Annotated in this window: 12 protein-coding genes; 5 read left to right on the forward strand and 7 right to left on the reverse strand. The window is 70.9% G+C overall.

Annotation, left to right across the window (positions count from 1 at the left end):
* Positions 1-12: 12 nt before the first annotated feature.
* The 3 genes from ACFVJQ_RS31010 to ACFVJQ_RS31020 are packed head-to-tail and all read right to left on the reverse strand — an operon-like array spanning position 13 to position 3,110.
* A complete protein-coding gene (locus ACFVJQ_RS31010; protein WP_385788839.1) occupies positions 13-927 on the reverse strand; it encodes a carbohydrate ABC transporter permease in 915 nt (304 codons plus the stop codon).
* Entirely contained in the window at positions 924-1,817 is an 894-nt protein-coding gene (locus tag ACFVJQ_RS31015; protein WP_385514372.1) for a carbohydrate ABC transporter permease, read from the reverse strand. Before ACFVJQ_RS31015 ends, ACFVJQ_RS31010 begins: the two co-directional genes overlap by 4 nt.
* A 6-nt stretch (positions 1,818-1,823) precedes the next feature.
* Positions 1,824-3,110: an ABC transporter substrate-binding protein gene (locus ACFVJQ_RS31020; RefSeq protein ID WP_385788841.1), complete on the reverse strand. Its 1,287-nt coding sequence runs from the start codon at positions 3,108-3,110 to the stop codon at positions 1,824-1,826.
* Between the two features lie 278 nt (positions 3,111-3,388).
* Between ACFVJQ_RS31020 and ACFVJQ_RS31025 the strand changes: the two genes are divergently transcribed.
* The 4 genes from ACFVJQ_RS31025 to ACFVJQ_RS31040 all read left to right on the forward strand — a co-directional run bounded on the left by ACFVJQ_RS31025 (position 3,389) and on the right by ACFVJQ_RS31040 (position 8,391).
* The gene (locus ACFVJQ_RS31025; protein WP_385514434.1) at positions 3,389-4,399 is read left to right on the forward strand and encodes a LacI family DNA-binding transcriptional regulator; all 1,011 of its coding nucleotides are present in this window, start codon (positions 3,389-3,391) and stop codon (positions 4,397-4,399) included.
* 46 nt (positions 4,400-4,445) lie between these two features.
* Positions 4,446-5,117 carry a TetR/AcrR family transcriptional regulator gene (locus tag ACFVJQ_RS31030; RefSeq protein WP_385514370.1) on the forward strand — a complete coding sequence of 224 codons (672 nt, stop codon included), beginning with the start codon at positions 4,446-4,448 and terminating at the stop codon, positions 5,115-5,117.
* Between the two features lie 181 nt (positions 5,118-5,298).
* Positions 5,299-6,846 (forward strand): MDR family MFS transporter, encoded by a 1,548-nt coding sequence (locus ACFVJQ_RS31035; RefSeq protein ID WP_385788875.1) that lies wholly within the window; start codon positions 5,299-5,301, stop codon positions 6,844-6,846.
* A 201-nt stretch (positions 6,847-7,047) separates the two neighbouring features.
* A complete protein-coding gene (locus ACFVJQ_RS31040) occupies positions 7,048-8,391 on the forward strand; it encodes an amidase (RefSeq protein WP_385514369.1) in 1,344 nt (447 codons plus the stop codon).
* Positions 8,392-8,401: 10 nt separating this feature from the next.
* Here the strand turns inward: ACFVJQ_RS31040 and ACFVJQ_RS31045 are convergent, their stop codons facing one another.
* Both ACFVJQ_RS31045 and ACFVJQ_RS31050 read right to left on the reverse strand, forming a co-directional pair.
* A complete protein-coding gene (locus ACFVJQ_RS31045) occupies positions 8,402-8,884 on the reverse strand; it encodes a GNAT family N-acetyltransferase (RefSeq protein WP_224735465.1) in 483 nt (160 codons plus the stop codon).
* A 54-nt stretch (positions 8,885-8,938) separates the two neighbouring features.
* Positions 8,939-9,112, reverse strand: coding sequence for a hypothetical protein (locus ACFVJQ_RS31050; RefSeq protein ID WP_224735466.1), 174 nt, complete (start codon positions 9,110-9,112; stop codon positions 8,939-8,941).
* A gap of 470 nt (positions 9,113-9,582) precedes the next feature.
* On the opposite strand from ACFVJQ_RS31050, the gene ACFVJQ_RS31055 reads away from it, so the two are divergent.
* The gene (locus ACFVJQ_RS31055; protein ID WP_385788844.1) at positions 9,583-10,209 is read left to right on the forward strand and encodes an HD domain-containing protein; all 627 of its coding nucleotides are present in this window, start codon (positions 9,583-9,585) and stop codon (positions 10,207-10,209) included.
* On the opposite strand, the gene ACFVJQ_RS31060 is transcribed toward ACFVJQ_RS31055, so the two are convergent.
* Positions 10,188-11,681, reverse strand: a complete 1,494-nt coding sequence (locus tag ACFVJQ_RS31060; protein WP_385788846.1) for an SDR family NAD(P)-dependent oxidoreductase — start codon at positions 11,679-11,681, stop codon at positions 10,188-10,190. The two genes, ACFVJQ_RS31055 and ACFVJQ_RS31060, sit on opposite strands and share 22 nt — an antisense overlap.
* 105 nt (positions 11,682-11,786) lie before the next feature.
* The gene (locus tag ACFVJQ_RS31065; RefSeq protein WP_385514365.1) at positions 11,787-13,148 is read right to left on the reverse strand and encodes a wax ester/triacylglycerol synthase family O-acyltransferase; all 1,362 of its coding nucleotides are present in this window, start codon (positions 13,146-13,148) and stop codon (positions 11,787-11,789) included.
* Positions 13,149-13,206: the final 58 nt, after the last annotated feature.

The following is a 13,206-nucleotide window of genomic DNA, read 5'->3' on the forward strand; positions in this document are numbered from 1 at the left end:
GGTACGGGTGGGTCAGCCCTTGATGGCGCCCTCGCCGACGCCGCGGAAGAAGTACCGCTGCAGACAGGCGAAGAGCACGATCAGCGGCGCGACGGCGATGATCGTGCCCGCGGCGACGAGGCGTTCGTCGTTGGCGAAGGTGCCGTGCAGATAGTTCAGGCCGATGGTCAACGTGAACTTGGAGGGGTCGCTGAGCACGATGAGCGGCCACAGGAAGTCGTCCCAGGCGCCCATGAAGGCAAAGATCGCGACAACAGCGATCGTCCCCTTCACCGACGGCAGCGCGATCCGCAGGAACCGCTGCCAGACGTTGGCGCCGTCGACGAAGGCCGCCTCCTCGATCTCGTACGGCAGGTTGAGGAAGGCGTTGCGCATCAGCAGCACGTTCAGCGAGGCGATGGAGCCGGGCAGCAGCACGCCGACGAGCATGTTGTTGAGGCCGAGGTCCCGCATGAACGTGAACTGGGCGATGATGATGCTCTCCACCGGCACGAGCATCGCCAGCACAAAGGCGAGCGTGGCCGCACGGCGGCCCCGGTAGCGCAGCCGGGCCAGGGCGTAGCCGGCGAGGGCGGCGCCGACGCAGTTGGTCACCACGTTCGCGAGGGCGACCTTCAGCGAGTTCAGGGCGTAGTCCCAGACCGGGATGGTCTCTGCGACGCGCTCGTAGTTGTGCAGGGTCGGGTCGCTCGGCAGGAACTTCGGCGGAGAGCTGAAGATGTCCTCGGTCGGTCCCTTGAGCGAGGTGGACAGCTGCCACAGGAACGGGCCGACGGTCAGGGCCAGCACGGCGAGCAGCAGCAGGTAGCGCAGGGAGAGTTCCCAGCCGGGGATGCGGCGGCCGTGCTCGTCGGTGAGGCGGCGACGGGGTGCACGCTTCGGGGCGGGCGGCGCTTCGGCGGGACGTACTTTCTCGATCACGCTCATCGTTCCTCCCTCCGGTCGGCGCGCAGCACGAGCAGCATCAGGACGACGGTGACGACGAAGACGACCACGGAGATCGCGGAGGCGTAGCCGACCCGGCCGGTCAGGCCGGTGCCGGTGCGCTGGACCAGCATCACCAGGGTGGTGTCCTCGCCGGCCGGTCCGCCGGCGGGTCCGGCCATCAGATACACCTCCGAGAACACCTTGAAGGCGGCGACCGAGGAGAGCGCGGCGACCAGGACCATGGTGGAGCGCACAGCGGGCACGGTGACGGTGAGGAAGCGGCGTACCGCTCCGGCGCCGTCGACCGCGGCGGCCTCGTGCAGTTCGCGCGGTACGTTCCCGAGCGCCGCCAGGTAAATGATCATGTAGTAGCCGAGGCCCTTCCAGACCGTGACAGTCATGGCACTGAGCAGCAGCAGCCACTGGTCGCTGAGGAAGCCGATCCGGCCGACGCCGACCGCCTCCAGCAGCGAGTTGACCAGACCGCGCTCGTCGAGCAGCCACACCCAGATCAGGCCGACCACGACGATCGAGGCGACGACCGGGGTGTAGAAGGCGGAGCGGAAGAAGGTGATGCCGGGGATGCTCTTGTGCACCAGCAGGGCAAGGAGCAGTGGCAGGATCACCAGGGCCGGTACGACTCCGAGGACGTAGAGCGTGCTGTTGCGCAGGCCGATCCAGAACATGTCGTCGTGGAGCAGCTCGCGGAAGTTGGCGAGGCCCACGAACTCGCCCGGGACCAGCGTCCGGCGGTCGGTGAACGCGTTGACCAGCGTGGAGACGAACGGGTACAGCACGAACGCGCCGATGACGATGAGTCCGGGCGCGGCGAACAGCCAGGGGCTGCTCGGCAGTTGGCGCCGCACCCGGGAGACAGCGGGACTCGCCATGACGACTCAGCCCTGCTGCTGGAGCAGCCGGTCACACGCCTTGACAGCGTTGTCAAGAGCTTCCTTCGGGCTCTCCTTGCCCTGGAGCGCGCGGGCGACGGCATTGCGCAGCTCGACCTTCATCTGCTCGCTGAACAGCACCGGCGTGTAGTTGACCGCGTTCTTCAGCGACTTGGCGGCGGCCACCCGCACCCGGGTCTCGTCGGTGCCGTCCTCCTTGGTGAAGTACGGGTCGTCGAGCGAGCCCGCGGTGCTCGGGAAGATGGCGACCTGCTTGGCGAAGGACATCTGGTGCGCGGCGTCGGTGACGTAGTGCGCGAAGGCGACGGCGGCGGGCTTCTGCTTGGTCTGCGCGTTGACCATCACGCCCATCACGTACATGTTGACGTGGCCGGTGCTGGTGATCTGGTCGGTGATGCCGATGTTCTTGTACAGGTTCGGCGCCTGCTTCTTGAAGTTGCCGAGGTCGAGGGCGCTGCCCGGGTTCATGGCGACGGCCTCGGTGAGGAACTTCTTGCCGGACGACTCGGGCGTGGCGGTCAGCGCCTGCGGGTCCAGGGCCTTGGCGTCGTACAACTCCTTGTACTTGGTGAGGAGTTCGACGCCCTTGGCGTCGTTGAAGGTGAAGCCGGTGCCCTCCTTGTTCATCAGCGGGACGCCGTAGCGGCCGAAGTCCTCGATGGTGGGCACGTTGGCGAGGGTGGCGACCTCGCCGTCGGTCTTCTGCGCGATCTGCAGGGCGGCGGAGAAGACCTCGTCGTACGTCTTGGGCGGCTGGTCGGGGTCGAGTCCGGCCTTCTTGAACAGGGACTTGTTGTAGAAGAGCGGGCCGGTGTTGAGGTACCAGGGGAAGGCGTACGTGCCGGTCATGCCTGGTATCTCGTGGCTGGCCCAGGCGCCTTCCAGGTACTCCTTCCTGTACTGCGGCGCGGCCTTGTCGAGGTCGAGCGCGAGGCCGGCCTTGGCGAGCGGGGCGACCAGGTCCGGGGAGACGTTGACGACGTCGGGCAGGGTGCCGCCGGCCGCGTCGGCGCTGATCTTGTCGGCGTAGCCCTCGGCGGGCTGGTCGACCCATTTGACCTCGGTGCCCGGGTACTTCTTCTCGAAGTCGGCGATCAGGCCCTCGAAGTAGTCCTTGAAGTTGGCGCGGAGGTTCCAGGTCTGGAAGGTGATGTTGCCCTCCACCTCGCCCGAGGCGTCGGCCGAGCCGCCGTCGTCTCCCCCGGAGCCGCAGGCACTGAGCGGCACGAGGACGACGGCGACGGCGGCGAAGGTCCGGCGGGAAATACGCACGACGATGTGCTCCTTTGCGGCGGTGAGGTCCGGTGACGTCCGGGATGGACCGGCGCGTCGGGCAGACCTTGCACTTCCCCTCCGCACAAAGTCAATGGATTCAGCTCAGCTAAAGCCTTCAGTTGAGAGAAATGCCAGGTCAGGATGGTGGGGGCCAGGCCTTGCGTTAGATCACTAATGCGCTTTAGGGTGATCGCACTCAAGCGCATTAGTGCGCGGCGCCTTTCGAATGGGAGCAGCATGTGACGGGCAAGCGGTCTCCCGCGCGCCGGCCGACGATGAAGGACATCGCGCGGCGTGCCGGGGTCTCCGAGAGCGCGGTGTCGTTCGCGCTCAACGGGCGTCCGGGGGTCTCCGAGGTGACCCGGGACCGGGTGCGCAGGGTCGCCGAGCAGCTGGGCTGGCGGCCGAGCACGGCGGCGCGGGCGCTGTCCGGCGAGGGCGCGGCGACAGTCGGCTTCGTACTGGCCCGGCCCGCGGACACGCTGGGCGTGGACTCGTTCTTCCTGCAGCTCGTGTCCGGCATCCAGGAGGTGCTGGCGGAGCGTCATCTCGGGCTGCTGTTCCAGATTGCGCAGGACATCGCCGACGAGTGCGCGGTGTACCGGCGCTGGTGGGCCGAGCACCGGGTGGACGGCGTGCTCGTCGTCGACCCGCGCACCGACGACCCGCGCCCGGACCTGCTCGACGAACTGGGCCTGCCCGGCGTGGTGATCGGCGGCGCGCCCGACGCACGGCACCCCGGGCTGACCACGGTGTGGGCGGACGACGCGGGCGCGATGGCCGCGGTCGTCGACGAGCTGTACACCCTCGGGCACCGGCGGATCGTGCACATCGCCGGCCTCGCGGGACTCGCGCACACCGAGCGCCGGATCCGTACGCTGCGCGCCGAGGCGGACCGGCGCGGTCTCACCGAGGTGCGGTCGGTGACGACCGACTACTCGGACGCGGAGGGCGCCGCCGTGACCCGCCGCGTGCTGTCCGGGCCCACTCCCCCGACGGCCCTGGTCTACGACAACGACGTGATGGCCGTCGCGGGCGTCGCCGCTGCGGCAGGGCTGGGTTTCTCCGTGCCTGCCGATGTGTCGGTGGTGGCGTGGGAGGACTCCGCGCTGTGCCGCATGGTCAAGCCCTGGCTGTCCGCACTGTCCCGGGACACGGTGGAGTTCGGGCGTACGGCGGCCCGGGAGCTGACCGCCCTGCTCGACGGCGGTCCGGCCCGCACGGTGCAGGTGCCGGTGCCGCAGTTGATCGGGCGGGAGAGCACGGGAGCGGCGCGGGGCGGCTGAGGCGCGGGCCCGGGTCAATTTTGCAGGACGTGCATCTTTGCATACCATGCAAGTTATGCCGGAGAAGAGTGCCGCAGGGGGCGGCCTGCGTGAGCAGAAGAAGCGGGCCACCCGGGCCGCGCTCGCGGAGGCGGCGGTACGCCTGGCCGCCGAGCACGGGGTGGAGAACGTCACCGTCGAGGCCATCAGCGCCGCGGCGTGTGTCTCCGTACGGACGTTCTTCAACTACTTCGACGCGCGTGACGACGCCTTCGTGGTGATCGACACGGACATCAGCGCCCGGGTGCGGAGCACCGTGCTGCGCGCCCCGGCCGAGGTCCCCCCGCTCGACGCCGTGCGCGACGCCATCGCGGCCGAACTCGCCGAGGCCGAGCAGCAGCACGAGCTGTGGCAACTCCATGCCGAGGTGCTGCGGGCCGCACCGCATCTGCTGGTGCGCAGCCTCGGCGCGCACATGGCGGACGAGACCGGGCTGGCCGTGGCCATCGCCCGGCGCCTGCGCGGCGGCCCCACGGACGTCCCCGAGACGACCGCGCCGGACGAAGACGCCCGCCGGAGCCTCGACCTGTATCCGCGACTGCTGGCCGCGGTCGCGGGCACCGCCGTCCGGGTCGCCGTGGAGCACTGGAGCGCCGACCCGGAGGAACGCCAGTTCGCGGACGTGTTCCAGGAGACGTTCGCGAGCCTCGCCGCCGGACTGCCGACGCCGCCCGGCTGAGCATCGCACCCGCCGCCCGGTCCGACCCCGGGTCAGCGTCCCCTCTCCCGTCGCGCGCCGCCCGAGCACCTCCTCCCCTCCTCCTGAGCGTGCCCTCTCGCGCGATCATCCGATCACCACCGTCGAAAGAGCTGTCGTGACCGCACCACCGCAGACGCCGGAACAGGCGTCGCCCACCTCCATGACCCAACGGCAGACACTCCAGGCCATGTCCGGTCTGATGGCCGGCATGTTCGTCGCGATCCTGGCGGGCACCGTCGTCTCGAACGCGCTGCCCCGGATCATCGCCGACCTCGGGGCCAGCCAGTCCTCCTACACCTGGGTCGTCACCTCCGAACTGCTGGCGATGACCGCGACGGTGCCCCTGTGGGGCAAGCTGTCCGACCTCTACAACAAGAAACTGCTGCTGCAGCTGTCCCTGTCGATGTTCGTCGTGGGGTCGCTGCTCGCGGGCTTCTCCGAGGGCGTCGGACTGCTCATCTTCAGCCGGGTCATCCAGGGCATCGGCGCCGGTGGTCTGACCGCGCTCGCCCAGGTCGTCATGGCCGCCGTCATCCCGCCGCGCGAACTGGGCCGGTACGCGGGCATCTTCGGCGCCGTCTTCGCCGTGGGCACCGTGGCCGGACCGCTGGTCGGCGGTGTGCTGGTCGACACCGACTGGCTGGGCTGGCGCTGGTGCTTCTTCATCGGCGTGCCGTTCGCCCTGCTGGCCATCGCGCTGCTGCAGCGCACCCTGCGGCTGCCCACAGTCCGGCGGCAGGTACGGATCGACTGGCTCGGCGCGTTCCTGATCGTCGCCGGTGTCTGCGCGCTGCTCATCTGGGTCTCGCTGGCCGGCAACCAGTTCGACTGGGCGTCCTGGCAGACCGCCGCGCTCACCGGCGGTGGCGTGCTGCTGCTGGTGGCCGCGGTGTTCGTGGAGTCCCGCACCCCCGAGCCGGTCATCCCGCTCGGCATCTTCCGCAACCGCACGGTCACGCTGACCACCGTGGCCAGCCTGCTGGTCGGTGTCGCCATGTTCGGCGGGACCGTGTTCCTGTCGCAGTACTTCCAGGTGTCCCTCGGCAAGTCGCCGACCGTCGCGGGTCTGATGAGCCTGCCGATGATCCTGGGCCTGCTGGTGTCGTCCACCGCCGCCGGCCAGATGATCAGCCGGACCGGCAAGTGGAAGCGGTACCTGGTGGCGGGCGCCGTCATCATGACCGCCGGACTCGGACTGCTCGCCACGATCGGCGCCGACACCCACTTCGGCCTGCTCAGCATCTACATGGCGGTACTCGGCATCGGCGTCGGCATGCTGATGCAGAACCTGGTGCTGGCCGCCCAGAACGACGTGCCCGCCACCGAGCTGGGCGCGGCGACCTCCGTGCTGTCCTTCTTCCGCAGCATGGGCGGCACCATCGGCACCAGCGTCCTCGGCGCGATCCTCGCCAACCGCGTGGCGACCGAGATGACCAAGGGCTTGGAGGAGGCCGGCATCACCGGGGCGGCAGGCCAGGGTTCGGGCGGCGAGTCCTCGCACGTGCCGGACATGACGACGCTGCCTGCCCCGATGCGGTCGATCGTGGAGCACGCCTACGGCGTCGCCACGGCCGACCTGTTCCTCATCGCGACGCCGTTCGCGCTGCTCGCGCTGATCTCCGTGATGTTCCTGAAGGAGAAGCCGCTGAAGACCACCAGCGGCATGGAACGCCTCGCCGAGGAGTCGGCGGGCGCTCCGGTCGGCTGAGCCCGGAGGGGGCTGCCCTGCCGCACGCGGGGCAGCCCCTTCGTCGTACGGTCAGTGACAGGGCCGGAGTTGAGGAAGTCACCGGATGTCAGCCGGATTCATGGTCGGCACTCTCGACGTGACGGGCGTGTCCGGGCACAGTTCTGCCTACGTACTCGCGAGTACGTGCGCATCAGCCGCCCTCTGCCCCAAGGAGCGCCCGTGACCCACTGGGTCGGACGGACCGCCGTCGAGATTGCCGCCGCCGTACGTGAGAAGCAGGTCACGCCGCGGGAGGTGGTGGCCGAGCACCTCGCGCGGATCGAGCGGATCGACGGCCGCGTCGGCGCCTTTCGCACGGTGCGGGCACAGGCCGCACTCGCGGAGGCCGACGAGGTGGGCGCCCGCGGTGATCTGGGCGAACTCCCGCTCGCGGGCGTGCCCGTGGCCGTCAAGGACAATCTGGCGGTGCGCGGCGAGGCCGTGCGGATCGGCTCGGCCGCGACTCCCGACACGCCGGCCGACCAGGACCATGTCACCGTCGCCCGGCTGCGGGCAGCGGGTGCGGTGGTCGTGGGGCTGACCAATGTGCCGGAGCTGTGCGTGTTCGGTACCACTGAGGGCGTGCACGGCATCGCCCGGAACCCGTGGGACACGACGCGCACGGCGGGCGGCTCGTCCGGCGGCAGCGCGGCGGCGGTGGCCGCGGGCCTGGTGCCGATAGCGCTCGGCAACGACGGCATGGGGTCCCTGCGCATACCGGCGGCCAACTGCGGCCTCGTCACCATCAAGCCGGGTCACGGGGTGGTTCCTGCGGGCATCGGTGACGGCGACTGGTTCGGCATGTCGGAGAACGGGCCGCTGGCGACGACCGTGGCGGACGCGCGGCTGATGCTGTCCGTCCTCGCGGACACCGAGGTGGTACGGCGTGACGCGCCCGGCACCCACCGCGTCGCCGTCTCCCTGCGCAGCCCCCTCGCCGGGGTCACTGTCAGCAGACCGTATACGACCGCCGCCCAGGAGGCGGCGGGGCTGCTGATCAAGGCAGGGCACCAGGTGCGGCGCGCCGATCCGCCGTATCCGCTGTCGCTGAGCTTCACCTCGCTCGCCCACTGGACGGCGGGCACCTCCGTCGACGCCCAGGGCCTGGACCCGCGGCTGCTGGCCCGGCGCACCCGGGTGCACGCGGCCGTCGGGAGGCGGTTCGTGGGAGCCGTGCGCGGCGGCGGCAGCCGGGACGCCCTGCGTCGGCGTCTGGAGCCGTTCTTCGCCGAGTACGACGTGCTGCTCACACCGGCGCTCGCCCGCCGGTCCCCCAAAGCCGTGCCCTGGCACGAGCGGGGCTGGCTGCGCAACGTGGCCGCCAACACCGCCTACTCGCCGATGACACCGCCGTGGAACCTGACCGGCTGGCCCGCGATGACGGTGCCGCTGGGCACCCTCCCCTCCGGCGCCCCCTGCGCCGTACAGCTCGTGGGGCGGCCGGGGTCGGAGGCGGAACTGCTGGGGCTGGCGGCCCAGTTGGAGGCCGCGCGTCCGTGGCAGCGGACGGCGCCGATGGAGTAGGCGGCCCTGACTACAGCGCCTTGTACATGATGTGCAGGCCCACGGGGCCGTGCCGGGGGTGGTCGTAGGCGTCCGGCACGGTGCCGAGGATGGTGAAGCCGAGAGAAGTCCAGAGCTCGACCGCGGGGTTGGTCTCGACGACCGCGTTGAACACCATGCCCCGGTAGCCCTGGGCCTCGGCCTCGGCCAGGATGTGCTCGGCGAGGGCGCGGCCGATGCCGCGGCCGCCCTGGTCGGGGTCGACCATGAAGCCGGCATTGGCGATCCGGGCGGCGGGGCCACCGTAGTTGGGGGTGAGATAGGCGGAGCCGACGACGGCTCCGGTCTCGTCCTCGGCGACGTAGACGCGTTTGGCCGGGCTCATCCACAGGGCGCGGGCCGCTTCCTCGGTGGTGTCCGGGTCCCAGGCGTAGGTCTCGGCGGCGGCGACGATGCGGTGCCAGAACGGCCAGATGTGTGGCCAGTCGTCGGCCGTTGCTTCCCTGATCAGCATGGGCGTGAGTCTCGCACGCCCATGCCGTCGGCGATCGCGAAGGGGCCTGCCGGGTCAGTCCACGCTGGGCAGGATGTGCGGCTCGGCGAGGTCGTCCTCGTAGCCCGCCAGGCGGATCGGGGCGGACCTGGCCCACACGTCGAGGTTGCCGAGCTCGCCGGGGCGGCGGCCCGCACGCTCCGGGCGTTCCTTGGGGCGCTGTTCGCGATTCGTCTTCTCCGGTGTCACCGCGCACTCCTTATGTGTCGGGTCACCCTCGGGGCGCGTCGGCGGTCTGCGGTCCGCTGCCCGACGCCCGTTGGGTCTGACGTGCTGCTGCGCGGACGCGGTGGCGTCGGTGGGTCGCGTGAGAGCAGGCCGTTGTGCACCGGCTTGCCCCGGGACGGACGGTGGGTGTGGGTAGGGACCCGTTCTGGCTGTCCGTCTGGACCAGATTAACCAAATGAGCGAGGGTCCGCTCGATAGGGCTGAAAACAGCGGGTAACTATTGCGCGTCACCCCGTGTGCAATCAGGGGAAATCTACCCCTATTTGTTACGCAATGGACTTTTCGGTTCACCCGGACGGCCTACCCGGGCGAACACGCCCACGACCGGCGGCTGCCAGGGGCCATGCAGTTCAAGTCCCGTTGGCCGATTCGCAAGGCGGCCATGATCTGCTGACGTCCGGCAACGGCTTGTCCGGCGGGAGGACTGACGCATGGAGCTGCGCAGTGTCGAAGAGCTGATGGATCTGCTGAACGCCTGCCGTGGAGTCCGGGACACTCCGGACTGCACCGGCGACCCGGTCGACCTGCACGACCACGCGCTGCAGACGGCCGCACTGCTGCGCCGAAGTCGCCCCGCCGACAAGGAACTCCAGATCGCGGGCCTGGTGCATGACATCGGGCATCTGCTGCGGCCCGGCGACGACGCCGGTCACGCCGACCTCGCGGCGGACGCCGTCCGGCCCTTGCTCGGTGAGCGGGTCTCCCGTCTCGTACGACTGCATGTGGCCGCGAAGCGCTATCTGGCCGCCGTGTCTGCGGGGCGTGATCTGTCGCCGCAGAGTGCCCGGACCCTGACCAGGCAGGGCGGCCCGATGAGTCCCGCGGAGGCAGCAGCGTTCGAGCGGGACCCGCTCGCCGACGACGCCGTGGCCCTGCGGCAGGCCGACGAGGCCGGCAAGGTCATCGGGTTCGACGCGGGAGTCCTGGAGGACTGGCGTACGGTCCTGGAGCTCGTGGCGGCCCGCAACTCGCGACTCGGGGCCGTCGACCAGCGCCCGCCTGGTCCGACCTCGTGGAGGACGCGCGACGCCGGGTCTCACCACTTGCCGGGCGCGTAGTCCTTCAGGAAGACGCCGTACAGGTCCTCGCCCGCCTCGCCGCGCACGACGGGGTCGTAGACGCGGGCCGCGCCGTCGACCAGGTCGAGCGGGGCGTGGAAGCCCTCCTCGGCCAGGCGCAGCTTGTCGTAGTGGGGGCGCTCGTCGGTGATCCAGCCGGTGTCGACCGAGGTCATGAGGATGCCGTCGGTCTGGAACATCTCCTGGGCGCTGGTCCGCGTGACCATGTTCATCGCCGCCTTGGCGGCGTTGGTGTTCGGGTGGCCCGCGCCCTTGTAGCCGCGGCCGAAGACACCCTCCATCGCCGAGACGTTGACGACGTACGCGCGCCCGCTCGCCGCCTTCTTCGCGGCGTCGGCCATGACCGGGCGGAGCTTGCTGATCAGGATGAACGGCGCCGTGTAGTTGCACAGCTGGGTCTCGAGGAGCTCCACCGGGGAGATCTGCTCGATGGTCTGCACCCAGGTGTTGGTGTCGACGACGTCGGGGACGAGGCCGCCCGCGTCGATGGCGGTGCCGTCGAGGTGCCGGGCGACGCTGGCGTTGCCGGCGACCAGGGCGAGGTCGGCGACCTGCTGTGCGTCGAAGCCGGAGATCCCGGCGGGCAGCGCGGCCAGGCCGTCGACGGCGCCGGAGCCGAAGGCGCCGATCACATGGTGGGCGGGCAGCTCACCGGCGGGCAGCGGGGCGCTCTCGCCCTCGACCAGGGCGGCGTAGGCGGAGGGCAGACGGCGTACGGTCTGCGTCGCGTTGTTGATGAGGATGTCCAGCGGGCCCGCCTCGGCGACCTGGTCGGCGAGGGCCACCGCCTGCGCCGGGTCACGCAGGTCGATGCCGACGACCTCGAGGCGGTGCAGCCAGTCCGCCGAGTCGTCCATGGCCTTGAAGCGGCGGATGGCGTCCTTCGGGAACCGCGTGGTGATCGTCGTGTGCGCGCCGTCGCGCAGCAGCCGCAGCGCGATGTACATGCCGATCTTGGCGCGGCCGCCGGTGAGCAGCGCACGCTTGCCGGTGAGGTCGGCGCGGGCGTCGCGCTTGCCGCGGTTCAGGCGGGCGCAGTCGGGACAGAGCTGGTGGTAGAAGTAGTCGACTTCCACGTACCGGGTCTTGCAGGTGTAGCAGGAGCGCGGGCGCTGGAGTATCCCCGCGATCTTGCCCTCTTCCGTGATCGACGACGGGAGGATGCCCTCCGTCTCGTCGTCGATGCGCTGGGCGGAGCCGGTCGCCGTGGCCTCCGTGACCGCCTTGTCGTGCGCGGTCTTGGCGGCCCGGCGCTCCTGGCGGCGGCGCTGCTTGACGGTGCGGTAGATGCCCGCGGTGGCCCGGCGCACGGCGATCGCGTCGGGGTGGTCGACCTCCAGCTTGTCGAGCTCCTCGAGCACGCTCAGGCAGACAGCCAGCCGCTCCGGGTCGATGCCGGGCCCGTAGACGACCTCGTCCGTGGTCGTCGAGCCTTCCTCTGTCACCGTCATCGCCGCTGCCGTTCCCTGTGTCTGCCGTCGCGGCGCTCCGGTCGCGCCCGCATTCGAACGGCAGATTTTACGGAGCGCCGGGCCGCACCGCCAAACCCGTCGCGATCAAGGAGCGCAGGCCTTGATCAGCGTCTCCACCTCGTCGGACACCGCCTGGGCGAACCGGTCCAGGTCCGGTACGGCCCGTGCGTCGGCGACGAGCCCGTAGTGGACCCGCCCCCGGTACGTCGAGACGGCGACGGCGAGGGACTGGCCGGCGGCCAGCGGGGCGAAGGGGAACACCTCCGTGAGGGGGTTGCCGCCGAGCTTCAGGCCGAGGCCGGGCAGCGGCACGCTGGTGACCAGGATGTCGAACCACAGCCGGGCGGCCTGGCTGACCAGCGGGCCGCCGAGCCGGTGGCCGAGCGCCGGCACATGGTCGGCGAGCAGCGCGACGGCACCCGCGCCCCGGTTGGGGCCGGCGTCCTTGTTGCGGTCCATGGCCGTGCGGACCGCCTCGAGGCGGCCGAGCGGGTCGGGGTCGTCGACCGGGAGCTGTATCAAGTAACCGGACAGCCGGTTGCCCCGCGGGTGCGCGGTGCGCGGGCGACGCTTGGAGACGGGGATCAGCGCGCGCGGCGCGACACCCTCGCTGCCGTCGCCGCGTTCGTCGAGCCAGCGGCGCAGGGCGCCCGCGACGACGGCGATCAGGACGTCGTTGACGGTGCCTCCGACAGCTTTGCGGACGCGGTGCACGTCATCGATGTCGAGGACCACTCCGGCGGTACGACGGGTGCCGGAGGGCTCCGAGGTCAGCGCGGGCGACGAACGCATGCCCAGGGTGGACAGGGCGACGGAGGCGCCGATGTCGAGGGCCCGGCCCATGTCGGACACGGCGCCGCGCAGCAGCCCGGGCAGCTTGCGCACGTCGGGCAGCAGGCCGCGCGGGGGCTCGGCGGGGCGGGGCCGCGGGGCCGGCATGTCCGTGGGGTCCAGGACGGCCGCGGCCAGGGTCAGCGCGCGCAGGCCGTCGGCCAGGGCGTGGTGGAACTTGAAGAGCACGGCGAACGAGACGCCGTCCTCCCCCGGCAGCACATGCGCCTCCCACGGCGGCCGGCCGCGCTCCAGGGGACGCTCCATGAGCCGGCCCGCCATCCCCTGGAAGTCGGCGGTGGGGGCATGCAGCCGGACGTGGTCGAGCGGGTCGAAGTCGGGGGCGGGCTCCCTGGCCGCGCCGCCGAAGGCGAGCGGCCGGCGGAGTCCGAAGGGGAACGGCTGCCCCGGATCGAGCGGCCGCCACACGTCCCGGATCCGCATCCGCAGCCCGGGCACCGCGGCGGCACGGGCGGCGAGCAGGTCGGCGGCGTGGGCACCGGCGGCGGGCGAGTGGGACGCGAACACGCCGAGCGCGCCGAGATGCATGGGATGCAGGTCGGACTCGATGTTCCAGAACGCCAGGTCGAGTGGTGCGAGCAGGTCAGGAGTCAATGGCTTGCCTCGCGACGATGACGGGTGGGCCAGCAGTCAATCGCCCTGGGGCGATTAC

Source organism: Streptomyces sp. NPDC127197 (assembly GCF_042672405.1).
GTDB lineage: Bacteria > Actinomycetota > Actinomycetes > Streptomycetales > Streptomycetaceae > Streptomyces > Streptomyces flavusporus.